26 protein-coding genes are annotated in these 22,521 nt (G+C 37.6%); 8 read left to right on the plus strand and 18 right to left on the minus strand.

Annotation, left to right across the window (positions count from 1 at the left end; genetic code table 11):
- Window positions 1-2 precede the first annotated feature (2 nt).
- From PH210_RS21045 to PH210_RS21095, 11 genes are all read right to left on the minus strand, one after another.
- The gene (locus PH210_RS21045) at window positions 3-782 is read right to left on the minus strand and encodes an enoyl-CoA hydratase/isomerase family protein (protein ID WP_289988182.1); all 780 of its coding nucleotides are present in this window, start codon (window positions 780-782) and stop codon (window positions 3-5) included.
- Window positions 783-807: 25 nt separating this feature from the next.
- Window positions 808-1,578: an SDR family NAD(P)-dependent oxidoreductase gene (locus PH210_RS21050; protein ID WP_289988184.1), complete on the minus strand. Its 771-nt coding sequence runs from the start codon at window positions 1,576-1,578 to the stop codon at window positions 808-810.
- Window positions 1,579-1,590: 12 nt separating this feature from the next.
- Window positions 1,591-2,667 carry a phosphotransferase family protein gene (locus tag PH210_RS21055; RefSeq protein WP_289988186.1) on the minus strand — a complete coding sequence of 359 codons (1,077 nt, stop codon included), beginning with the start codon at window positions 2,665-2,667 and terminating at the stop codon, window positions 1,591-1,593.
- 56 nt (window positions 2,668-2,723) lie between these two features.
- Window positions 2,724-3,503, minus strand: coding sequence for an enoyl-CoA hydratase/isomerase family protein (locus PH210_RS21060; protein WP_289988187.1), 780 nt, complete (start codon window positions 3,501-3,503; stop codon window positions 2,724-2,726).
- A 121-nt stretch (window positions 3,504-3,624) separates the two neighbouring features.
- Window positions 3,625-4,191 carry a TetR/AcrR family transcriptional regulator gene (locus PH210_RS21065; RefSeq protein ID WP_289988189.1) on the minus strand — a complete coding sequence of 189 codons (567 nt, stop codon included), beginning with the start codon at window positions 4,189-4,191 and terminating at the stop codon, window positions 3,625-3,627.
- Between the two features lie 288 nt (window positions 4,192-4,479).
- Complete coding sequence (locus tag PH210_RS21070; protein WP_289988190.1) at window positions 4,480-6,093, minus strand: long-chain-fatty-acid--CoA ligase; 1,614 nt, start codon at window positions 6,091-6,093, stop codon at window positions 4,480-4,482.
- Window positions 6,094-6,131: 38 nt separating this feature from the next.
- Entirely contained in the window at window positions 6,132-6,884 is a 753-nt protein-coding gene (locus PH210_RS21075; protein WP_289988192.1) for an SDR family NAD(P)-dependent oxidoreductase, read from the minus strand.
- A 224-nt stretch (window positions 6,885-7,108) separates the two neighbouring features.
- Window positions 7,109-7,303, minus strand: a complete 195-nt coding sequence (locus tag PH210_RS21080) for a hypothetical protein (RefSeq protein WP_289988195.1) — start codon at window positions 7,301-7,303, stop codon at window positions 7,109-7,111.
- A 152-nt stretch (window positions 7,304-7,455) separates the two neighbouring features.
- Window positions 7,456-8,451, minus strand: a complete 996-nt coding sequence (locus tag PH210_RS21085; protein WP_289988197.1) for a L,D-transpeptidase family protein — start codon at window positions 8,449-8,451, stop codon at window positions 7,456-7,458.
- Window positions 8,452-8,515: 64 nt separating this feature from the next.
- A complete protein-coding gene (locus PH210_RS21090; RefSeq protein WP_289988199.1) occupies window positions 8,516-9,493 on the minus strand; it encodes an alpha/beta hydrolase in 978 nt (325 codons plus the stop codon).
- A gap of 12 nt (window positions 9,494-9,505) precedes the next feature.
- Window positions 9,506-10,045 (minus strand): helix-turn-helix domain-containing protein, encoded by a 540-nt coding sequence (locus tag PH210_RS21095; RefSeq protein WP_289988383.1) that lies wholly within the window; start codon window positions 10,043-10,045, stop codon window positions 9,506-9,508.
- A 173-nt stretch (window positions 10,046-10,218) separates the two neighbouring features.
- Here PH210_RS21095 and PH210_RS21100 point away from each other — a divergent pair, with 173 nt between their 5' ends.
- On the plus strand, window positions 10,219-11,100 hold the full coding sequence (locus PH210_RS21100) for a VanW family protein (protein ID WP_289988201.1): 882 nt from the start codon (window positions 10,219-10,221) through the stop codon (window positions 11,098-11,100).
- 27 nt (window positions 11,101-11,127) lie between these two features.
- Here PH210_RS21100 and PH210_RS21105 read toward each other — a convergent pair whose 3' ends face one another.
- Together PH210_RS21105 and PH210_RS21110 are read right to left on the minus strand one after the other, a co-directional pair.
- On the minus strand, window positions 11,128-11,397 hold the full coding sequence (locus PH210_RS21105; protein WP_289988203.1) for a hypothetical protein: 270 nt from the start codon (window positions 11,395-11,397) through the stop codon (window positions 11,128-11,130).
- Window positions 11,398-11,501: 104 nt separating this feature from the next.
- Window positions 11,502-12,053, minus strand: coding sequence for a YkoP family protein (locus PH210_RS21110; RefSeq protein WP_289988206.1), 552 nt, complete (start codon window positions 12,051-12,053; stop codon window positions 11,502-11,504).
- Between the two features lie 254 nt (window positions 12,054-12,307).
- Between PH210_RS21110 and PH210_RS21115 the strand changes: the two genes are divergently transcribed.
- Window positions 12,308-13,021 carry a class I SAM-dependent methyltransferase gene (locus PH210_RS21115; RefSeq protein WP_289988209.1) on the plus strand — a complete coding sequence of 238 codons (714 nt, stop codon included), beginning with the start codon at window positions 12,308-12,310 and terminating at the stop codon, window positions 13,019-13,021.
- Between the two features lie 81 nt (window positions 13,022-13,102).
- Complete coding sequence (locus PH210_RS21120) at window positions 13,103-13,354, plus strand: sigma-G-dependent sporulation-specific acid-soluble spore protein CsgA (protein WP_289988211.1); 252 nt, start codon at window positions 13,103-13,105, stop codon at window positions 13,352-13,354.
- A 167-nt stretch (window positions 13,355-13,521) separates the two neighbouring features.
- On the opposite strand, the gene PH210_RS21125 is transcribed toward PH210_RS21120, so the two are convergent.
- From PH210_RS21125 to PH210_RS21135, 3 genes are all read right to left on the minus strand, one after another.
- Window positions 13,522-14,391 carry a YitT family protein gene (locus PH210_RS21125; protein WP_483312135.1) on the minus strand — a complete coding sequence of 290 codons (870 nt, stop codon included), beginning with the start codon at window positions 14,389-14,391 and terminating at the stop codon, window positions 13,522-13,524.
- Window positions 14,392-15,074: 683 nt separating this feature from the next.
- Window positions 15,075-16,862 carry a DHA2 family efflux MFS transporter permease subunit gene (locus PH210_RS21130; protein WP_289988215.1) on the minus strand — a complete coding sequence of 596 codons (1,788 nt, stop codon included), beginning with the start codon at window positions 16,860-16,862 and terminating at the stop codon, window positions 15,075-15,077.
- A gap of 8 nt (window positions 16,863-16,870) precedes the next feature.
- Entirely contained in the window at window positions 16,871-17,530 is a 660-nt protein-coding gene (locus PH210_RS21135; RefSeq protein ID WP_289988218.1) for an HlyD family secretion protein, read from the minus strand.
- Window positions 17,531-17,681: 151 nt separating this feature from the next.
- Here PH210_RS21135 and PH210_RS21140 point away from each other — a divergent pair, with 151 nt between their 5' ends.
- Entirely contained in the window at window positions 17,682-18,464 is a 783-nt protein-coding gene (locus PH210_RS21140; protein WP_289988220.1) for a GNAT family N-acetyltransferase, read from the plus strand.
- A gap of 97 nt (window positions 18,465-18,561) precedes the next feature.
- Window positions 18,562-19,815, plus strand: a complete 1,254-nt coding sequence (locus PH210_RS21145; RefSeq protein WP_289988224.1) for an erythromycin esterase family protein — start codon at window positions 18,562-18,564, stop codon at window positions 19,813-19,815.
- A gap of 42 nt (window positions 19,816-19,857) precedes the next feature.
- Here PH210_RS21145 and PH210_RS21150 read toward each other — a convergent pair whose 3' ends face one another.
- Both PH210_RS21150 and PH210_RS21155 read right to left on the minus strand, forming a co-directional pair.
- A complete protein-coding gene (locus PH210_RS21150; RefSeq protein WP_289988226.1) occupies window positions 19,858-20,463 on the minus strand; it encodes a PH domain-containing protein in 606 nt (201 codons plus the stop codon).
- Window positions 20,464-20,601: 138 nt separating this feature from the next.
- Window positions 20,602-20,940 carry a YmaF family protein gene (locus PH210_RS21155; RefSeq protein ID WP_289988228.1) on the minus strand — a complete coding sequence of 113 codons (339 nt, stop codon included), beginning with the start codon at window positions 20,938-20,940 and terminating at the stop codon, window positions 20,602-20,604.
- Between the two features lie 181 nt (window positions 20,941-21,121).
- On the opposite strand from PH210_RS21155, the gene PH210_RS21160 reads away from it, so the two are divergent.
- The 3 genes from PH210_RS21160 to PH210_RS21170 all read left to right on the plus strand — a co-directional run bounded on the left by PH210_RS21160 (window position 21,122) and on the right by PH210_RS21170 (window position 22,489).
- Window positions 21,122-21,325, plus strand: a complete 204-nt coding sequence (locus tag PH210_RS21160; RefSeq protein WP_223595571.1) for a DUF1657 domain-containing protein — start codon at window positions 21,122-21,124, stop codon at window positions 21,323-21,325.
- Between the two features lie 78 nt (window positions 21,326-21,403).
- Window positions 21,404-21,610 (plus strand): DUF1657 domain-containing protein, encoded by a 207-nt coding sequence (locus tag PH210_RS21165; RefSeq protein ID WP_223595569.1) that lies wholly within the window; start codon window positions 21,404-21,406, stop codon window positions 21,608-21,610.
- 18 nt (window positions 21,611-21,628) lie between these two features.
- Window positions 21,629-22,489 carry a DUF421 domain-containing protein gene (locus tag PH210_RS21170; RefSeq protein WP_289988233.1) on the plus strand — a complete coding sequence of 287 codons (861 nt, stop codon included), beginning with the start codon at window positions 21,629-21,631 and terminating at the stop codon, window positions 22,487-22,489.
- The last annotated feature ends 32 nt before the right edge of the window (window positions 22,490-22,521 follow it).

A 22,521-nucleotide genomic window follows, 5' to 3' on the forward strand; every position in this document is an offset into this window, starting at 1 on the left:
TCCTACTTTCCTTTAAATACCGGTTTTCTCTTTTCTTTAAAGGCTGTGATGCCTTCCTGATGGTCCTCTGTTTCAACCATTAACACTTGAATCAGGCGCTCTTGTTCAAGAATCTCTTCCAACGTGGAAGTGAATGCTTGATCAACTAATTTTTTCTGTTTGCCGAAGGCCTTTCCTGCACCATGTGCTAATTTCAACGCGAGCTTCGTAGTTTCCTCCTGAAGTTTTTCAAGTGGGAAAAGAAAATTAATGACCCCCAATTGATAAAGCCGTTCTGCAGTAATAGGCTCTGCCGTAAAGAAAAATTGTTTAGCGAGATGAGGCCCAATTAAGCGCGGTAAGTGATAGGAACCTCCGCCATCAGAAATCAACCCTACCTGTGAAAAGCTTAAAGCAAATTTACTATCATCTGCAGCGACAATCAGGTCACAAGCAAGGGCTAAATTGAAACCTGCTCCGGCGGCAAAGCCGTGAACTGCAGCAATAATCGGTTTTTCCGTTTCTTTCATCAATAAAATCAATTCATTGAGTTTACCGATATGCTCATATACTTGCACACCTTTCGCTTGCCCCATGTTTTTAACATCCCCGCCTGCACTGAACGAACGGCCTGAGCCAGATAAAATAATTACCTGTACATCTTCATCATTTTGAGCATTCCTTAGTGCATCCTTCAACCCTAATATCATTTCTGGACTAAACGCATTTAAGCTTTCAGGGCGGTTTAATGTTAATGATAATACAGGACCTAATTTTTCAATTAATAAATGTTCGTTAGTCAAATCTTATCTTCCTCTCCAGTATTTTTTATTTTATCAGCCAGCCGCCATCTACAAGCAAATCAGTACCCGTCATATAAGAGGCTTCGCTTGAGGCTGCAAAAGCAATAACATTGGCAATTTCTTCTGGGATGCCTACTCTTTTTAATGCAGTATTTCTTTGAATGGCTTTTACAAAGCGATCATTTTGCAGTCCGCGTTCCGTTAGCGGCGTCTCAACAAATCCCGGTGAGACTGAGTTTACACGTATTCCATATTGCGACATTTCTAATGCGAGTGCTCTGGTAAAATTAATGACTCCTGCTTTGGCCGCACTATAATGAGGAATTTCTGCCCCAGCTTGATGTCCGGATAAGGAGGCAACATTTACAATGGCGCGGTTATGCTCCTCTTTTTTGGCGCCTTCAACCATTATTTTTCCAAGGGTCTTTGAAACGAGAAATACGCTTTTAAGGTTTACACCCTGAACCCAGTCCCAGTCCTGTTCCGGCATTTCCAAAATATTTCCATGGCGAGATCCTCCAGCGTTATTTATGAGTACATGAAGGTCGCCATAATGCTGCTGGACATATTCCGCTAATTCCTCGACATCCTCCGCATCCGTACAGTCCGCTGTAAATACCTCCGCCAATGGAATTCTGCTTTTTTGATTAATTTCTGCGGCAGTTTCTTCAAGCTTGCTTCTCGTTCTGCCGACTAAGATCACCTTGGACCCTTCACTCGCCAGCCGAACCGCTGCAGCCCTGCCTATCCCGCTTCCAGCACCTGTAACGAGTGCAATGGTTTGTGAAAATCTCATCATCAAGCCCTCCTACAATTCTTCATTAGCAACCATGGTTGCATGCTGAATTAAACCTTTGACGTAATTATCTAAATTGGCAAATCGGCTATCACTTGTCTGACCTTTTTTATAACGGAAGTAGATTTGCTGGCAAATGACTGCAAGCTTAAAGTAGGCAAATGTTAAATAAAAGTGCAAATTAGAGACATCCCTGCCACTCTTTCTCGCATATAACTCAATGAATTCTTTTCGTGTAAAAAACCCATCATGGACAGCGGTAACTGGATTCTTGCCATCTCCCTTTTTCAAGGTTTCTGGATCACCTGGAAGATTCCAATAACTCATCGCTGCCCCAAGATCAACAAGCGGATCCCCAACTGTGGTCATCTCCCAATCAAATAAACCTACCATTTCAGTAAAATTTTCATTAAGCATCGCATTATTCAATTTATAATCATAATGAATAATAGCTGCCTCTGAGTGTTTGGGAATATGATTAGCGAGCCAATGTTTTAATGAATCAACCTGTTCAATTTCCTCTGTCTTTGCTCTTTCATACCGCCCAATCCAGCCATGCACCTGTCTCTCCATAAACCCAACAGGTTTACTAATTTCAGGAAGACCTGTTTCTTTGTAATTAAGAGAATGCAATTTCACTAGATTATCAACCATTATTTCAGAGATTTGTTTGCAAAGTTCAGGTGAAACCACTATCCCTTCAGGAAAAGAAGTATCTAAAACAATTCCATTTTTTCTTTCCATGATGAAAAATGTACTGCCGACAATTTCCTGATTATCTGAAAAGAGTATCGGCTTTGGAGCAGCAGCGAAGATGGGGTTAAGTTCGGATAGAATTCTAAATTCACGCTCCATATCATGAGCTTTCGGTGCAACCGGCCCCAGTGGGGGACGGCGCAAGACTGCCTCCCAATTCCCCATTTTTAATTGATAGGTCAAGTTCGAGTGACCCGCGGAAAATTGCAAAACCTCCAGGGGCGCTTTTGGCAGAGATTTAATATTCTCATGTAAATATTTTTCTAGAGCAATGAGATTCAATTCTTCCCCTTTTCGAACAGGAATAGTATCTTTATTCATTTGCTGAGGCATATTTTTCCTCCCTACATTTTAGAAAATTCAGACTAATTATCACCTTATTTTTCTGCTTAGCGATGTTGGAAAACCGGTTTTCTTTTTTCAAGAAATGCCTGGACTCCCTCTTTTATGTCCTCTGTCTGGAAAATTTCTGCAAAAAGTGCAGCCTCAAGTTCAATTCCTTCAGTCAGGGGCTGGTTTAACCCTTCGTCGACTGATTTTTTTATTCGGGAAAGCGCCTGTAATGAATGCCTAGAAATTCTCTTCGCCAATTCTTTTGCGCTAGTCAACCCTTCACCGCTTGGGACAAGACGATTTACAAGGCCAATTTTTTCGGCTTCCTGTGCAGAAATCGGATCGCCTGTAAACATTAATTCTTTAGCTTTTGCTTCTCCAACCAATCTAGGAAGCCGCTGGGTTCCTCCCCCGCCAGGGAATAAGCCAAGTTTGATTTCAGGCAATCCAATTTGCGCATGTTCCTCCACAATTCGGATGTCACATGCTAGTGCCAGCTCACAGCCGCCGCCAAAGGTTAGGCCATTTAATACGGCAATGGTTGGCTTGGGAAATTCATCAATAAAATTCAATGCAATATGACTGTTCCTTACATTTTGATTCATATTTGGATTCCCCATCATTTGCGGAAATTCCTTAATATCCGCTCCAGCAGCAAATGCCTTAGTACCTGCTCCCGTCACCAAAACAGCTACAACCTCTAAGTCATCCTTTAATTCTTGAAATGCAAGATGCAATTCATGAAAAACTTGTTTACTTAAGACATTTAACGGCGGTCGATTCAATGTAACTATTGCAATGTTATTTTCTTTTTCAACGGTAATATATTGAGCCATACTAAATTTCACTCCCTCATTGAAATTTCAAAATTCAAACAATACTAACCAGTTAGTATGTTACATTAGCTAAAAAAGAGAGGGGGTTAAAACTTTAATAAAACCCTCTCTCAATTTTTCGTCAATTTATTTGAATCCCCTTTAAAATCATTTCGACAAAAATCTCGGCAACTTCCCGGTCTGAGCAATTACCCTCAGGATTAAACCAATGATAACTCCAGTTTGTAACCCCTAGTATGCCAAAGGAGAGTATCGATGCATTCAGATTAGGGCGGAATTCCCCTGCCTCCATGCCGGCCTTGATTAACTCTTCAATGTTTAACCTAAATTCATTTCGTTTTGGAATAATAATAGCACGCCGGTCTTCACTTATATTTTTCATTTCTCTGAAAAAAATCTTTGCTGCCAATCCTCTTGTCTCAATATCCGATATGAGCATGTATACAACTTCAAATAATTTCTCTTTGTATGTCTTAGAATTATCATGAATTATTTTTTCTTGTCGATTCAGTAAATCTTCAATATAACCTAGGTGTATATCCATTAATAGTTCTTCTTTACTCGAAAAATAATAGTAAAAGGTTCCCTTAGTCACTCCAAGAGTATCTACGATATCTTGAATCGATGTCTCACTAAAACCCTTTTTTTCGAATAATCGAATGCTTTGTGCTGTTATTTTCTCTTTCACCTTAATGTCCTCGCAATCTTAAATGTCTACTGGAATTATACCATATTCTCTATCTCTCCTTTATAATCCATCTTTGAATCTTATAAGGGTTTTTCCTCCTAGACATTCATTTGGATTAATAATCTGTAGGCATTAAATATTCGTGTATAATATGGTCTGTTGATTTGCGCTCCATACGCGAGCGATTCGCGGGCTGTCCGGGGAGCCTCTTTTGCCCCGTCCTCCCGCAGGAGTCTTCGCTCCTTCCGCTCCAATCAACATAGTACAAGCTTAACAATGACTATTAACTTATTTATTTAAAGCTTCTTCTCTTAAGGTGCGGCGAAGGATTTTTCCGACGCCTGTTTTAGGTAATTGGTCCCGGAACTCTACAATACGAGGAACTTTATAGGCTGCCAGGTTTTGCTTGCAATATTGAATAATTTCTTTATCTGTAGCGTTTTTTCCAGATTTCAGGACGAGGACAGCCTTTACATCTTCACCTCTGTATGGGTCAGGGACCCCGATTACCACTGCCTCTTGAACAGCAGGATGCTCATAAAGAACCTCTTCAATATCTCGCGGATAAATATTATAGCCGCTAGCAATAATCATATCTTTCTTCCTATCAACGATATAAAGGTAGCCATCTTCATCCACCTTGGCGATGTCGCCGGTATATAGCCAGCCATCCCTTAAGGTATTGGCGGTTTCTTCCGGCATATTCCAATACCCCTTCATAATTTGCGGGCCTTTGATGATTACTTCTCCAAGTTCACCAACTGGCAATTCCTTCGTTCCCGTTTCCAAATCTACAATTTTGTATTCTGTGGAAGGCACACCAATTCCAACACTGCCAGGTTTTCTGTCCGCGAATGGAGGGTTGCAGTGTGTGGTAGGGGAAGCTTCTGAAAGGCCGTATCCTTCCAGTATTTTTGCACCTGTTTTGCCTTCAAATTCACGCATCAATTCAATAGGCATTGGTGCACTGCCGCTATTGCACGTTTTAATACTGCTGATTCCATATTCCTCTGCACGCGGATGGTTAGTAATCGCTACATACATGGTAGGAACGCCTGGGAAGGTAGTCGGCTGCTCGTTTTTAATTGTACTTAATACCTCTTCTAAATCAAAACGAGGAAGCATAATGGATTCAGCGGCCGTAAATATGGAAAGATTCATACACGAACTCATGCCAAAAACATGGAAAAGAGGAATAACTGTTAAACAGCGCTCCTTACCAACCTGAAATTCATGTTTAAAAAATTCGTAACACTGAATGACATTGGCTAGGATATTTTTATGTGTCAGCATTGCTCCCTTTGATCTTCCGGTGGTTCCTCCTGTATATTGAAGCACAGCCACATCATGCTCTGGTTCAAATTCAACTGGAAGGACATAGCCGTTTCCTTCTGTCAGAAAGCTATCAAAGCTCCGATCAGGTTTAAAATCCTGCTCTGCAGGCTGTAAGCTGACAACAATGATATTCTTCAAATTTGTCCGGGCTTGAACGCTTTTTACCCTTGGATAAAGAGCATCTAAAACAATCATCGTTTCCGCACCTGAATCCTTCAGGATATATTCAAGCTCCCTCTCAACCGACATCGGATTCACCTGTGTTACAATTGCCCCAGCAGTAAGTGCTCCGTAGTAGGACACAACATATTGAGGGCAGTTTGGCAGCATAATCGCTACTCGATCGCCTTTTTGAACTTGATTTTGTTGAAGTGCAGAAGTAAACGAGTGAACAAGTCCGTTTAATTGCTGATAAGTGATTTTTTTTCCATAAAAAGAAAGAGCGTTATTCGTTGGATATTTTTCCGCTGTTTCTTGAAGGACATGACCTACTGTTTTATTTGGAAATTCAATAGTTTTTGCAATGGAATCAGGATATTGTGCCAGCCAGGTGTTTGCTTGTGTCATAAATTCTCCTCCAGAAATTTATTTATAGTCTAACGTGTTTAAAAGATTAGACCTCCACCATCAACAGAAAGAGTTGTTCCAGTAACAAAGGATGCTTCGTCGGATGCTAAAAATAAAACCGCCTTAGCCACTTCATCAGGTGTTCCGATTCTTCTAAGAGCATTGGCTTTCGAAATGATCGGCCATTTCCTTTCATTTTGCTTCCAGTTATCAATGATTTTTGTATCAATTACTCCTGGTGCAATGGCGTTCACACGAATATTGTATTTTCCATACTCAAGTGCCGCATTTTGAGTAAGGACCACAACCCCTGCTTTTGATGCATTATACGGGGCCACATATTTTTGACCTTTTAACCCTAATAAACTAGAAGTGTTAATAATCGCACCGCCGCCTGCCTTGATTAACTCTGGGACAGCATACTTAATCCCTAAGAAAACTCCTTTTAAATTAATATCGACTACTCGGTCCCACTCTTCTTCCGTAATATCAACGCTTCTTACCTCTGAATTCCCGATGCCTGCATTATTAAACATGATATGGAGTCCGCCAAAGGCATTTGTTGTAATATTGATTAGGTCTTTAATTTGACTTGAATCAGAAACATCCGTTTTAACAAAAATGGCCTCGCCGCCTGTCTCTTTTATTAGGCTGACCGTTTCTTCTCCCAATAGTGAATCGATATCTGCAACTGCTACTTTTGCCCCCTCTTTTGCAAAAAGGATTGCAGTAGAGCGTCCAATTCCGCCCCCTCCGCCAGTAACAATTGCTGCTTTTCCTAGTAATCTCATAAAAATCCCCAACCTTTCCTTCCGAAATGATCTGATAATATGTAAGCGCGTTCAAAACTACCCACCTTTGTACTAACCGGTTGGTATGTTTTAATTTAATTATACATTCAAAACTTAAATATTCAAATTCTTTTCTAAATATTCTAATAAATTTACAATTAATATTCAACCAAGGATATTAAAAAAGATCGAGAAACATAAAAAAAGTCTCGACCCATTGGCTGCTAAAATCTCTTAATTCCTTTCTTTTGCTTGTTCATTACTTCATACGATTTTTCAATAATATCCGTTAAAACATCTCCTTTATAAATCCGTCCGAGCTTTAAGCCTTGTTGGTAATACTCGACAATTTCATCCAGCTTTGCTGAAGTATCCTTAGAAATTCTTACATTTAATTGGATTCTTTCGCTTTCACTCATGGTAAACACTCCTATCTTTCTGTTAACAAACTGCTAGCACATTCCTATTCAAATGATATCTGTTGATACTATACTATATTTCTACAAATTTTTCATTATCCTACCTAAAAAAGAGGGTAGCCAGTTTTTAGCCCCCCTCCTTAATTGTCCTTTTAATATTTGTTGAATTCACTTTCTGGAGTTTGGATGATAATTGGACGTTTTGCAGGATCCAGCCATCTTAATATTGAAAGAACATTCGTTTGCGCCGTCCCAGTGCATCCAAGTGTATAGCTGCTTGCTACATGAAAAAAGATAGCTGAACCTGCACCTGGAATTCTTTCCGCTGTATTGTAATTAATGACAAAGCCATAGTTATAGGGCGAGACATCCATTTTCTCAGCACTACTCCATCGTCCTTGATTTTCAGAAGCTTTTTGCCAAGTGTTATATAGTGAAGAACTCGAATCGTCTACCCAAACATCATCTGGAGTGATTTGGCGGTATGGGAGTTTTGTTCCCGGGTTTTGATAACGGCCGAATGCTGTTCCAATCGTATATTTTCCTCTTGGTGACTTTTTCGCCCCTTCTCTCATTACAGTGGCAAAGCCTTCTTTCCCAATGTACCCGTTGATGGTTAATTTCTCATACCATTTATTATCTATTTTTTCAAAGGTCCGGATTTTTGCATTAACCGTGTTATATCCTGTTGTGGTTACGAGGATAAGTTGATTGTTTTCTGAAATGGTTGTAAAATGATCGGCAATCGTATTGGGAATCCAGCTGCCATTTTGATTAAGATAATACCATCTGCCCACATAAACCCATCCTGTTTGCATCGCTCCATATGGATTTAAATAGTACCAGCGGTTATTGTGGAAAAGCCAGCCTGTCTGCATGACTCCCCTTGCATCAAGAAAATACCATTTTCCATTATACTGAAGCCAGCCTTTTTTCATCACTCCGTCACTGTCAAGAAAATACCATTTTCCATCATCATTTAGCCACCCATGCCGCATGACACCATCGCTTCCATAGAAATACCATTTTCCATTATCATATTGCCAGCCTGAATAATGAGTTCCGTTACTACTTTCATCCGCCTTTGGATAAATCGGGTTAATAATAAGAAATGCACAAATAAACATCAATAAAACTCTGATTCTCACTTTTTGTTACCACCAATCTTAAATTTAAAACTCTTCTATTATAATACTATCAAAACTATTTGGATTAAAGAATTACCGTTTCTACTTTTGGATTTCTTACATAATGTCCTGAAAGCCATGATGCCAACAACTTTAACAATTCAGGATGAACGGGCAATTCGGCTTCAATCGGAAGATCCTTTTTAATCGAAAAAATAGTGGACGCTTTTGTTATATATTTACATGAATGCCCCATATTTTCCACGACAAAATATTGTGCATCCCCTTTTACATAAAGGGGTAAATCTTTTAGTACTGTTGGATTTGCCTGAATATCCCTTGCTCCTGTTATCGCAAGAACAGGGCAGGTAACCTTTGCCAAATCTTCACGGACATTATAGGATAGATGTTCACGCATCCATTTCGCATTTATTTTTACAAAATTTTGCTTCATGACATCATCAGTTGAGCTTAGAATTTTTTTTAAGAACTTTTGTGCTTGTTTTTCCACTTTTTTATGTGCACCAAGTAAACGTAGTAAAAATCCCTGAAAGCCATTGGCATTAATCATGTCTTCTGTGGCAATATCTCTTTGTCTCTTTAACGCTTCACCTAATGTTTCTACGGCACCAGATAGTAAAATTAATCCTCCAAGGTCTTCTCTAGCTGCTAATGCTGTGCCAATAGCTGCTCCTTCACTATGACCTAGTACGATTATTTTTTCATCGTCCACTTCAGGAATGTCTTTTAAAAATTTAATAGCAGCCTGGGCGTCATCAACTAAATCCCACAGCCCAGTTGTTAAAAAATCCCCTTCACTGGCGGCCACACCTCGCTTATCATATCTAAGGCTAATAAAACCAATCGAGGTTAAATATTCCGCTAATTGACGATATAGCTTCAAATCAAGTTTTTTATTAACTTTACCATTTCTGTCCAATTTCCCTGACCCTGTAATGATTAAAACAGCAGGTGTTTTTTCTTCATGATTTACCGGTAAACATAAAGTTCCCTTAAGTGCTGCACCACTTTGAATTGTTACTTCTTTCTCCCTAAATGTCATTATATAATCCCCCTATTCTTTCTTTTGTTCTGGAATGATTATTGTAGCGATTGTTCTTCTTCTTCTATCCCTCGTTGGCTCGTATTTCATAATTTTTGAATAAACAGCAACAAGATCATTAATAAATTCTTTGTATTCTTCATCACTGAGGTACATGGATGCCTGCCGGAAAGTAACACCATCATTGACTAAATCAATTTTTTCTTGGTTTATATACCGTTCATATTCCCCCATTAAATTCGCCATGAATTTGATGAAAAGACTCATCAGGTCATCAGTTGAAAGCTTATTTACTTCAGCAGGGCTGATAGAAGTATTGCTGGCATTATTTATAGAGTACACTTTCTCGATGGTTCCGCGGTTTGGAATTTCATCTACGATATGAATGACTTCTGCTTCAACTAATTTTTTTAAATTTCGGTATAACGTTGCTTGTGGGATATCGGGAAGCAACTCTTTTAATTGCTGTGCGGTTAGCTGTTGATTAATTAAATACTGAATAATTCTCATTCGGACAGGATGCAAAATAACGTCAACTGCAGATTCCTTCATCACTTTATCTAAACTCCTAAATTTTTATTATCATTATCAATAATGATAATAATTTAATTCTTGTTCTTTGTAAAGGATAAATTAGAAATTCTTTTAAAATTTTCCAATTAATTTTTTCTGTTACATGAAATGATAAATTTCGACTTATATTATAAAGAGGGGGTTAAGGGATAATGATTTTATCATGGATATTTGGAGGTATGCTGTTAGCACAGCAAGTAAATGCTCCAATTAGCTTACTCATAACAAAAGATGGCCAGCCTGTTTCCCATATTAATCAATTGGACTTTACGAATCCATACATAGATTTACCGATTGTAAATATGAAAAAATATAACCAGTTTTTGGACCAACTTGATAAACAATTTTCTATCGCACCTGAAAATGCCTATCTTGATCAACACGGTAGTATTCACTCAGAAAAAGTTGGGTACCAAATTAACCGCCAAGCTTTTACTGAGCACGTTTATACATATTTTTTTAATCATAGTCCAACTAGACTTGAAATACCTATGTCAACGATCTATCCAAAGGTGGATAGTGAATTACTTGAAAGTATTGGCAGAATGAGAATTGGGCGTTATGTTACTTCCTTTAATGCGCAGAATAAAAACCGTACTACTAATATTCAGTTAGCAGCTGAGGCAATTAATAATTATGTTGTATTCCCTGGCGAGACATTTTCCTTCAACAGAGTAGTAGGTAAACGTACTGTTTCACGGGGGTACCAACGTGCCACTGTTATTGTCAGAGGAGAATATTCAGAGGATGTTGGCGGAGGAATCTGCCAAGTGTCTTCCACTCTTTTTAATGCAGTTGATAATGCTGGTCTGCAAATTATAGAACGATTTTCTCACACAAGAAAGGTTCCGTATATCCCTCCTGGCCGTGATGCTACGGTTAGTTGGTATGGTCCAGATTTTCAATTTAAGAACAAGTATAATCAGCCTGTATTAATCAGGGCAAGAACACTTGGCAACTTGTTAATTATAAAGCTGTACTCTTCTGATGGCATGAATTATATTCCAAGAAAAATTCCAAATTCTCCATATTAAAAAGTCCGCAAAATGCGGACTTTTTACTTATTGTTTATTATTTAATGCACTTTCTAACAATTCTTCAGAGAACTCCGTTAAGGCAGCAGTATTCATTGTGTTTATGTTGTTAAACTTTGGCACCATATTTTTCACAGCATTTTGGATAGGAAGTGCCATATCTTTACGCTTTCCTTTTGTTACCCCAAGTACTGCAGCGCTCAACCCTATGCCTACGAGAGATGCCCACATGGCCCCCCTGCTCTTCCGTTTAGGCATAAACAAATTGAAAAAAGGCTGTTTTCTTAAGCTTTTCATTATCAGCACTCCTTCAGCATGTTATAGAAGAGATTAAATCCCTTCCATTTGCTTAATTTGTGCAATTTTGATTTGAATATGAAGGGCAAACAGAACCTATTTTGTTAATGGCTGGCAGGCTTTTTTCCGTATTTTTCATATAGAATGTCCTTAGATAAAAATAAATAGGTAAGTGTATTTGACTTTGACGACGAGTTAGAAAGTAACATGATTGGGAGCTGGCCTAACTTTTTAAAGAACCGATACCATTTACTTGAGGGTGAAAAACATTCAAAGCCTAACGATATTACCCCCTTATTTATAGTCGTAATTCCAATAATACCTTTAATCTTCTCTTCCTCAGGATGCTCCATTAAATAACTTGCCAGCAATGGCATTGATTTTAATACCCTCGTATATATTTTTCTTGCTCTGGAAAGTTCATTTTTTATTTTTAAAAACTCACTTAGTAATTGAACATTATGTAAATGAATCTTTAAAAGGAAATCATTTTTGGAAATGATTGTACCATCAGAAAGAACGAATTTTTCCCCTTTGTATTTTGTTATGCGAACCCGAAAAACTGATTGATCATTTATGTAGTGTAATCGGGAAAATTGATAAAATAGTGGATCTAAAATCTTCCAAATCAAGATGATAATAAGACGGATAAACATAACTTACACTCCATTCCAACTTATCCATAGGGTGACGATGAATATTGGTTTTTAATATGGTAATATAAGGATATGTGATTGAAATTTGAAAATGCTAAATTCCGTGGTAAACAGGAATTCTTAAAAATAATATTAATTTCAGTTTACATAATATTATTATTGTTAAAACATTTCTTTATTCCATTAAAATGAAACTAATGAACCTCTTTCCCCCTATTTACATACTATGCATAAAAGAAAACTGGGTGGTGTCTATGGGAGGCCTAACATATTTTGATTTCTTGGCCAAGTTTGGCGTTGGCGGAGCACATCCTGGTGGAATCCAATTAACAAAGCATCTCCTTTCAAACGAAAGTATTACTAAGGATTCGATCATTTTGGATGCTGGCTGCGGCACGGGCCAGACTGCGGCTTATATATTTCAGCAGTATAAGGCAAAGGTATTTGGATTGGAGATCAATCCGATTATGATTGAAAAAGCAAAAAATCGGTTTCAAACCATGCAGCTTCCTATTCAAGTAATTCAAGGCTCTATAGAAAGTATTCCCTTTGAAGATGAAACCTTCGATTTTATCATTTGCGAATCGGTTTTAGCTTTTGTTGATAAACCTGCGGCTCTTAAAGAATTTTATAGGGTTTTAAAAAAGGGTGGAAGACTTATTGCAAATGAAATGACGATCAACCAAAAACTATCCCCCCAAGATGAATTGGAAATTAAAAATTTTTACGCTTTGGATTCAATTTTGCTTGAGGAAGACTGGAAAAGACTTTTAGAAAGTACTGGTTTTAAAAAAATAAAATTAAAACTAAAAAAATTTAGTCCGATTATTGGAAACCAAGGAGCAGAATTTAATTTTTCCAAAAACTTCGAACCAGAATTATTTGATATTTTAAACCAGCATGGCCATATTGTACTTAAATACCAAGATATTTTAAGTTATCGGATCATTACTTCCTCCAAAAATTAACAGGGCTTTATCCTTTCATATTCTAGTGTATATTAAAAAATTCTCGACGAAAAATAAGCTATTGAAAGGATGGGTGATCACGTGGATAAAACATTAGGGTACCTTAGGGAAATATTATCAAATTATACTGACCAACACTCTGAAGGTAAACAATTATATCATAAGCTTTCGGGAGGTCATTATTCATCGGAGGGAGCATTTGTAAGGGATTTAAACCAAAAAGAAATTAATTTTTTAAATGCCATTCTTCCTAAAGAAATTAACTATGCAAAAGAAGAACAGGACGAAAAAAGGGCCTATCAATTAAATGAAGTGTATGAATTATTACTATAATACGTAAAAAGATGGCATAAATTTATGCCATCTTTTTAGGAAATATTTCATTTTTCGCCTATTTATTTCCGAGGTAAGCGCATAGTACGACAAATCTTGATTGTTTAACCCTACCTTATTCATCATAATACGACATTAAATATCAGAAAATTACAACAATATGATTTTTAATGTATGTCTCTCTTCTTAAACCTGCCGCCTCTGACTTCGGCAATATCTGCTACTGCTAAAAAGGCACTTTGGTCATTTTCGGTAACGATTTCCTTCAATTTTGCCTCTTCAAGACGGTTGATAACGCAAAAGATAACCTTCTTATCATCTCCAGAATAGGCACCTTCCCCATTGATGTAAGTAACACCACGGCCAAGTCGACTTAATATTGCATCGCCGATTTCCTTGGCATTATCACTGATGATCCACACTGATTTGGATTCATCCAGACCTGTAATCGTAATATCAATCGTTTTGTAAGCTACAAAATAGGCAATTAGTGAATACATAGCACGGTCCCACGAGAAAACAAATCCAGCACTTCCAAGGATAAAAAGGTTGAAGAACATAATAATTTCTCCAACTGAGAATGGCAGTTTATTATTAAATAAAATTGCCAGTATCTCGGTACCGTCTAAGGAACCTCCGTACCGAATTACAATACCTACGCCAATACCGAGGACAACACCTCCAAAAACAGTGGCCAAGGTAATATCTTGCGTAAAAGCTGGGACTGGATGGAGCAATGTGGTTGCAATGGAAAGAACGATGATCCCATAAAGCGTGGATAAAGCGAAGGTTTTTCCGATTTGTTTATAACCAATAAAGAAAAAAGGGATATTTAGAATAAAAAGGAAAATACCGATTTTCCAGCCAGTAAGGTACGATAGCATGATGGAGATGCCGGTAATTCCGCCATCAATAACGTTGTTTGGTACGAGGAAAATTTCAAGTCCAACAGCCATTAATATGGCACCAATAGTGATTAACAAAACTCTCTGAAAAAGCTTTTTCTTTGTTAATCTTCGGTGTTGTATTTTTTCCATAATGGCGGTCTGCTGTGCAATAACATTTAATTCTTGTGTTCCTGTCATTATCTTGCCCCTTTCAAATTAGATTTCTATATTTAATTATATCGAAACATTAACTTTATTAATATTAATATGCTCTATTAAAGCATAAAAAACATTATTTTCCATTATTTCCTACATAAAAAGAAGCTACTTCCTTTTGAAGCAGCTCCTTAATTAGCAGTAACATCTTAAGGGACCCAACCATGACATCAGCCGATATTATTTTTCAAATTATATTCCTTTACTGAAAAAATTTGTTCTAAATGGAAACTTTGAAATATCAGCCGGTGTGTGCTTGTTCCGTTGAAGGAATTAATTCTCATGAATAAATGGAATTCAAATTCCTTAATGAAACAAAATCTTAAAAACTCATTATTCCTTTATTTGGCTAATCAGCTTCATGGCAATAAACAATTATGTTACATCGCTCCACTTGCCAAATGTGTTAAAGGAATATCCTTACTACTCGTTCACAAACGGAACGAACACGTTTGGTTGAGTCTCCTAAGATGTTAATATTTTATATATTAACTTCTACACTTTTATTATAACACCGAATTTTTAGAATAAATTTAATAGTTGTTACGAAGCTGTGAATTTCTATGAAATTTTAAATTAAAAAGCAACAAGGTAATTTCTCCCCTGCTGCTTTCCTGTTATTGTTCTTTTAATCGTGCCCGTTTGATGAAGAAGGCGAGAATTAATGCGACCATAGCGATTCCCGTTGCCACGATAAACGAATCATTAATACCATCGATTGTGGCTTGCTTCATCGTTTGTCCATAAATCAAAAACGTCCCTATCTGGCTCCCTGCTGCGGCCGGCAAATGAGCCAATTCGGCGATGCCCTGTCCAATTTGAACTGTCTTACTTGCAATAAAAGGATTGACACTTGTGATAAGATTCGAATATTCCCCCATGTGAGCGCCCTGTCTTGTTGTCATCACCGTTACTAAAAAGGCTGTACCTATGCTGCCGGCAACCTGCCTTGCTGTATTCGAAGCCGCTGTTCCATGGGCCCCAAGATGGCGGGGTAATTGATTTAGCCCTTCCGTCATAACTGTCATCATTAAAAAAGACATCCCGAACATTCTTAACACGTAAAGTAATAATATATGACTAAAACTAGTAGTCATACTCAATTGGGTAAAGAGCCAAGTAGTGATCACTGTAATGGTTAAACCAATAACTGCTAACCACCTTGCACCCATTTTATCAAATAGTGCTCCCGCAATCGGAGACATGATACCCATAACAATTGCCCCAGGCAATAACAATAGACCAGAATCAAAAGCAGTAAAGCCGCGAATGTTTTGCAAATAAATCGGAAGCAAGATCATCGCTCCGAACATTGCCATATTAATGATCATACTGATAATGGTGGTTAAGGCGAAAATATCGTACTTAAAGACACGTAAATCAAGCATCGGATTTTTAGTAGTCAGCTCTCTCCAAACGAAGGCAATTAAGGTGATTGCCCCTATTATTAAGGAGATTACAACTGTACCACTGGACCATCCATGGCTTCCAGCTTCGCTGAAGCCATATAAAAGGAAGCCAAAACCCAAGGTTGAAAATAACAAACCCGGGAAATCAAATTTCGGGTTGGTCACCTCAGTAACATCTCTCATCCAAAAGACACTCAAAATTAAATCAAGAATACCTATTGGAATTACCACATCAAATAAAAGTCTCCACGAATAATGTTCTACAATCCACCCTGACAAAGTAGGACCAATGGCTGGTGCAAACAGCATAACCACTCCCATAATCCCCATTGCTTTTCCTCGCTTCTCTGGTGGATATAAAGAGAAAAAGACGGTCATTAATAGCGGCATTATAATCCCTGCACCAGAAGCCTGAACAACCCTTCCAACCATCAGCATACTGAAATTTGCCGAAAATGAACAAATTATGGAACCAAATGTAAACAGAAACACGGAAGTGATAAACAATTTCCTAGTCCCAAACTTTTCAATTAAATAGGCAGTAACTGGGATAAATATACCATTTACAAGCATATACCCTGTAGAAAGCCATTGAACCGTAGTGGCTGAAACATTTAAGTCTGTCATAATATGAGGGATTGCTACATTCAATAGCGTCTGATTTAAAATCGCAACAAAAGCTCCCAACATCAATGCTGCCAGAATTTTTCCTTTTCCTGAATCTTCTTTGGCATCTTGCATTCTTGATCTGCCAGTTGCTTTTCGCTTTGGTTTTACATTTGCTTCGACATATTCTAAGGCAGGTTCAGGAATAGCAGATTCCTTTAATAGGTCTTCCACTTGCAAGTGTAAATCCTCATTGTCCGCCTCAGAAACCCTAGAATTAATGGCACTTTCTCTTTTAGCATTCTTCTTCTTTTTTTTCAAAAATAAATAATTCAATACGAATAAAAGCAAAATGCATAAAATAATATAAACAGAAATATAAATCGACATATTTTCACCTACTTATGGACTCTCACGGTTACATTCATACCTGGGACTAATTGGAGACCCTTATAATCCTCAATGGCTATTTTAACAGGGATGACTTGTGTTACTTTGGTATAATTACCGCTTGCATTTGTACTAGGTAATAACGAAAATGTCCCAGATGTAGCTAAACCGATATTCTCCACTCTTCCCTTTAATGTCGTGTTTGGAAAGGCATCTACATATATATCAACTTCTTGATTAACAGCTATTTCATCTATACTGGTTTCCTCGATATTGGCCGTCACCCATAAATTTTCGAGATCAAACATTTGAGCTAAAGGCATCCCAGCTGCCACAAATGAATCTTTGACAGCACTTGTTTGGACTACCGTTCCATCACTTGGAAGGGTAATCTTTATTTCCGCAGGTGCGGTCCCAGCTCCAGTACCTGCAGTAATTACGGAACCAATTTGCTCATCTTTGGTAAAGTGGTCTCCAAGCTTTGCATCCCACTTGGTTAATTTCCCACTGGCCGGAGCGGAAATAGTGACTTGCTGACCTGCAATTTGTGCATTATCTGTTGATATATAATTTACAGTGTTGTTGTAGTAGGAATATGCAGCAAATCCTCCGCCTACTAGGATAATTAAAATGATGATATTTAATAAAATTAATCGACCTGTCTTCATATCCTTTACTCCCTCTCTATTAGGTTTTATTAAATAGTAGTTTGTGTAGACTTATTAGGTTTTACTAAAGAAGCAACAAACTTTTCAGTTTTAAATGGTTGAATTTTTCGTATTATTTGATTAATCTAATAGAACCTAGGGGGAGATTAATTTGATTAGAAAACTATCAGAAAATGATCACAAAAAGGTCCTCTCCTTTTTACGTGGGGAACCTTCGATAAATTTATTTATTATTGGGGATTTAGAGGTATTTGGATATCATTCTGATTTTCAGGAAATTTGGGGGGAATTTGATCCACAAGGAGAGTTCAGAGCCGTCCTCCTCCGCTTTTATCAATCATTTATTCCGTATGCTAAAGGGGAATTTAATGTTAGAGGTTTTGCTTCAATCATGAATGAGTATAAGAAGCCTCTTTACCTATCCGGAAAATCAGATATTGTAGAACGATTCGAGTCCTATAAAGAATTGGAACTTGGACCAAAACAGGTTACATACTTTGCTGAATGCCGTTCACCAGAAAACTTGGGGACGACAGATTTAGAAATACACTCAGCAGGAATAGAGGATGTTGACAGAATTATTTCCCTTCGCAGCACGATTAAAGAATTTCAAATACGAAGTGATGCCCGTGAAATCTTATTAAAATCAATAGAGTCCAATACATCAAGGAACTATTATACTGAAGAAAACGGCATAATGACCGCATGTGTGTCAACAACAGCTGAAAATTCCATCTCTGCCATGATTGTCGGCGTTTGCACAAGAAATGAAAATCGCCGTCAGGGACTTGCCACTGGGATTATGCAAAAGCTTTTTAATGATGTTTTATCAGAAGGAAAAACTCTTTGTCTCTTTTATGATAATCCTGAGGCAGGTCGAATCTATAAAAAACTAGGCTTTAAAGATATTGGCATGTGGACGATGCACCGTTAATGAAAGAATCCTTTAAAAAAGGATTCTTTTTTATGTAATAGCCGAAAATTATAAGGGAAAATTACCAACATGAACTATGAAGGGATGCGATAATGCAATGTATGAATCCATAAAAAAACACGCAAAACCTTTCGACACAATTTCAGACCTTACCCCTTTAATTGATGCTATAGGTGATGCTAAATACGTGCTCCTCGGTGAATCCTCTCATGGAACTTCCGAGTTTTATTCAGTTCGTGCTGAGATATCAAAACTATTGATTAAAGAAAAAGGTTTTTCATTTATTGCCGTTGAGGGAGATTGGCCATCCTGCCAAAGTGTTAACCGGTACGTAAAGGGGATTGACAAAAATGGTATAGATGTAAAAGAGGTGCTTCAATCCTATAATAGATGGCCAACATGGATGTGGGCTAATCAAGAAATCATTACTCTAATCGAATGGTTAAAAAGATATAACCTGGAGCATTCACGAACACAAAAAGTCGGATTTTATGGTTTGGATGTATATAGTCTTTGGGAAAGTATGGATGAAATCCTCCGATATTTAGAAAAAAACAATTCCCCTAGCCTAATCCATGCGAAAAAAGCATTCTCCTGCTATGAACCTTTTAACCGAAATCATGAAACTTATGCAGTCTCGGCAGGGTTTCTATCGGACGATTGTATGAAAGAATCGTTAGAACTTTTAGAATCAATTCGAAAAAACAAATGGCGATTCGATGACCAAGAGGAAAGCAGTCTGAATATGGAAGTAAATGCCTTGGTTACGGCACATGCTGAGGAATACTATCGTACGATGGTAACAAGTGATGTAAGGTCGTGGAATGTTCGGGACAAACATATGGTAGATGCCCTAGATTCGGTAATGAAGTTTTATGGCGAAGACGCAAAAGTGATTATTTGGGAGCATAATACTCATGTTGGCGATGCAAGGGCAACTGACATGAAGGATGAGGGAATGGTAAATGTCGGACAATTAATTAGAGAACAAAACAAACCGGAAGACGTGTTCATTATCGGCTTCGGAACCTTTAACGGCACCGTTATTTCGGCAACTGAATGGGGTCTGGACTATCAGGTAACTGAAGTTCCGCCAGCGCAATATGGAAGCTGGGAATATCTTATGCACAATTCGGGTGCTTTTAATAAATACCTCATTTTTAATAATAAAAACCAAGAAGAATTTTCCACAACCATTGGTCATCGAGCGATAGGTGTAGTATACCGGCCTGAATATGAGCATTTTGGAAATTATGTACCCTCTAACATGAGTCAAAGGTATGATGGATTTATTTTTATCGATAAAACCACAGCATTGCGCCCCCTCGTCTTGGAGCATATTTTAATATAATTAGAAAGGTCTTCCAATTTTTTTAGGAAGACCTTTCTAATGCTAATCCGTAATAGGATTTTTAAAATTATCTGTTACAAGAATATTGTTCTCTTTTACCATTTTTTCAACCCGCCACTTATTTTCTGAAAGTTTATCATTAAAAGGTATGGTAATTTCCCTGCCATTCCTACTTTCAAATTGATATTGCAATATACTCGTGGTTCCTTGGTGGTTTCGATAAACGATATGAATTTTTTTAATTTTATCCCATTCATAGTCCTCTTCCCTAATTTTAGTAAGGGAGTTATAATGGATTCCTTTTTCATCAAAAAAATAATAATTGGTTAAGCTCATTACAAATACTGGTATGCTTCCAAGAATTAAGACCCAAGTGACCCATTTTAATCCGCTGCCATTCGATCGCTGCCGAAAAATAAGATAAACGGTTAAAGCGAACGCTATTATTAACATTCCTGCCGCAAAAGTGATATAGGCTGATAATGGCGTTGTAAAAAACCATTGATTTCGGGAGTAATAGACCATACTCTGATAGGAAGCCACAACAATAAATGGAACAAATAAACTGCTGATGTACAAAATAATTGTATAGGCAACAAGCTTTACCTGACTATCCTCAGTAGACTCTTTCCTTTTTTGCAACAACATATAAAAATACCATCCTTATGTATTTTATCCCTTTTATTTTACCATTATCTGAATAATTTTACGTAACTTTCCAGATAAAGTTTCACAAAAATCTGAATTAAAAAAACCAGTCAAACATTAACTGGTTTTTATCCCATTCTATTTTGTTCCAGGTGCTGGGTGATCCACGCCTTTAACATGATGACTGTGGCCGCTTTCTTCCGTAGTATGAAAATCATAGTAATGAACATGCATTCCATTTCCCACTGGGATAGCCGGTCCTGAATATGCACGGTAATGATGGGTATGCCCATCCTCAAATAAAACATATCCCTCAGTAAAATGAATATGTCCGCCATCCTGTGTTGGTATTGGTGGTGAGGTTACATCAAGACATTGGTGGACATGCCCTGAACTAACACCAGTATAGTCTACAGAACCATGATTATGGTGTGGAACAAAACCTGGAACAAAATCATCTTTTCCAACTTTAGGCATTACAATCACCTCACGATTTTAATGTTTCATCTATATGCACACATTCTAAAAAAAATAATTGAATTAGTGGTGGTGGAAAAATTTTCAGTCGCCCAAATATAAAAATAAGTACATAAGCACCAAGATAAATCACATACTATTTTTGTAATTTCAATCATTATCACGAAAGAAGGATTAACTTATGACTGTAGGAACACAGGTAAAACAAGCATTAGCTGGATTAAAAAGTGCACAGGCAAGTTTCGAAACCTTTGCGCTGGCAACTGATAACCAAAATGCAAAACAACTCTATCAACAGGCTGCCCAGCAAACACAACAAGTTCTTGATAGCCTTGAGCCTCGTCTTCAAGAAATCTTAACTGAAGAACCACAATACAATCAATAATCAATTAGGTTGGCGCTTAGCCAACCCATTTTTCATTTATTTTTTAGGCTTAAAAACAAACGAAAGGAAGTTTTTCTAGTGACCGTTGCTTCAAATGTTAAGCAATGTCTGATTACAATAAAAGGAATTGAAGCGCAGCTGTCTTCGCTTGCCTTAAATTCTTTAGATAAAGAAGCTCAAGCTGTGTTTCATGAAACTTCCTTAACGATGGCCGATATCAAAAAAGACCTTCAATATCGTGTTTTGGAACTAGAACGACAGGAACCACAATATAAAGGCTCATAATCATTGGGGTGAAAAATAGTGCCAGGATGGATATTTATCATTGTTCGTTCGCTTATATTTATCTTGCTCTTATTTCTAACAACTAAAATTCTTGGAAAAAAACAAATTTCTGAGCTTTCTTTTTTCGAATATATTGCCGGTATTACAATCGGCAGTATTGCCGGGGAGGTTGTAACCGGACTTGAAGCCAATATCTATCATGGAATATTGGCGTGTGTGGTATTTGGCTTTGTTACCTGGCTGGTTGACTTTATTTCCTTATACAGTAAAAGTTTTCGGGACATGGTCGAAGGAAAAGGAACGGTTGTTATTAAAGATGGAAAAATTTTGGAAGAAAATTTAAAGAAAGAAAGATATACGATTGACGAGCTTTCAGCACTGCTTCGTCAAAAGGATATTTTTAGGCTTGCAGATGTGGAATTTGCGGTCCTAGAACCCCGTGGCAATTTAACCGCCATGTTAAAAAAGGAAAACCGTCCGCTTACACCAAAAGACTTACAAATGAAAGTGCCAAATGAAAAAGAGCCGCAAACGGTCATAATGGATGGAAATATCATCGATGAACCATTGCGAATCGCTCGAAAAAGCAGAGCCTGGCTCTATACAGAATTAGAAAAACTAAACGTTTCTCTTGCTAATGTTTTCATAGGTCAGGTTGACTCTTACGGTGAATTAACCGTGGATCTGTATGATGATAAAATTCAGGTTCCCGAGCCGCAACAAAGACCTCTATTACTTGCAACACTGAAAAAGACCCAAGCCGATTTAGAAATATTTTCGCATCAGACCGATTGTGAACAATCAAAAGCAATGTACAAGAAAAATGCTGCGCTTATGCAGGAAACAATCGATAAGCTTAGTCCATTTTTAAATGGATAGAACACGAAAAATCCTTATCAACGTTTGATTGA

The organism is Paenibacillus sp. BSR1-1 (assembly GCF_030403775.1).
GTDB lineage: Bacteria > Bacillota > Bacilli > Bacillales > Cytobacillaceae > Neobacillus.

Coding starts and splice junctions, on each gene's coding strand:
- PH210_RS21055 (WP_289988186.1), bottom strand. CDS start 2,667: ATGCCTCAGCAAATGAATAAAGATACTATTCCTGTTCGAAAAGGGGAA.
- PH210_RS21115 (WP_289988209.1), top strand. CDS start 12,308: ATGGGAGGCCTAACATATTTTGATTTCTTGGCCAAGTTTGGCGTTGGC.
- PH210_RS21070 (WP_289988190.1), bottom strand. CDS start 6,093: ATGACACAAGCAAACACCTGGCTGGCACAATATCCTGATTCCATTGCA.
- PH210_RS21095 (WP_289988383.1), bottom strand. CDS start 10,045: ATGAAGGAATCTGCAGTTGACGTTATTTTGCATCCTGTCCGAATGAGA.
- PH210_RS21125 (WP_483312135.1), bottom strand. CDS start 14,391: ATGGAAAAAATACAACACCGAAGATTAACAAAGAAAAAGCTTTTTCAG.
- PH210_RS21110 (WP_289988206.1), bottom strand. CDS start 12,053: ATGTTTATCCGTCTTATTATCATCTTGATTTGGAAGATTTTAGATCCA.
- PH210_RS21155 (WP_289988228.1), bottom strand. CDS start 20,940: ATGCCTAAAGTTGGAAAAGATGATTTTGTTCCAGGTTTTGTTCCACAC.
- PH210_RS21105 (WP_289988203.1), bottom strand. CDS start 11,397: ATGAAAAGCTTAAGAAAACAGCCTTTTTTCAATTTGTTTATGCCTAAA.
- PH210_RS21150 (WP_289988226.1), bottom strand. CDS start 20,463: ATGTTGTTGCAAAAAAGGAAAGAGTCTACTGAGGATAGTCAGGTAAAG.
- PH210_RS21090 (WP_289988199.1), bottom strand. CDS start 9,493: ATGACATTTAGGGAGAAAGAAGTAACAATTCAAAGTGGTGCAGCACTT.
- PH210_RS21160 (WP_223595571.1), top strand. CDS start 21,122: ATGACTGTAGGAACACAGGTAAAACAAGCATTAGCTGGATTAAAAAGT.
- PH210_RS21145 (WP_289988224.1), top strand. CDS start 18,562: ATGTATGAATCCATAAAAAAACACGCAAAACCTTTCGACACAATTTCA.
- PH210_RS21075 (WP_289988192.1), bottom strand. CDS start 6,884: ATGAGATTACTAGGAAAAGCAGCAATTGTTACTGGCGGAGGGGGCGGA.
- PH210_RS21135 (WP_289988218.1), bottom strand. CDS start 17,530: ATGAAGACAGGTCGATTAATTTTATTAAATATCATCATTTTAATTATC.
- PH210_RS21100 (WP_289988201.1), top strand. CDS start 10,219: ATGATTTTATCATGGATATTTGGAGGTATGCTGTTAGCACAGCAAGTA.
- PH210_RS21080 (WP_289988195.1), bottom strand. CDS start 7,303: ATGAGTGAAAGCGAAAGAATCCAATTAAATGTAAGAATTTCTAAGGAT.
- PH210_RS21060 (WP_289988187.1), bottom strand. CDS start 3,503: ATGGCTCAATATATTACCGTTGAAAAAGAAAATAACATTGCAATAGTT.
- PH210_RS21050 (WP_289988184.1), bottom strand. CDS start 1,578: ATGAGATTTTCACAAACCATTGCACTCGTTACAGGTGCTGGAAGCGGG.
- PH210_RS21130 (WP_289988215.1), bottom strand. CDS start 16,862: ATGTCGATTTATATTTCTGTTTATATTATTTTATGCATTTTGCTTTTA.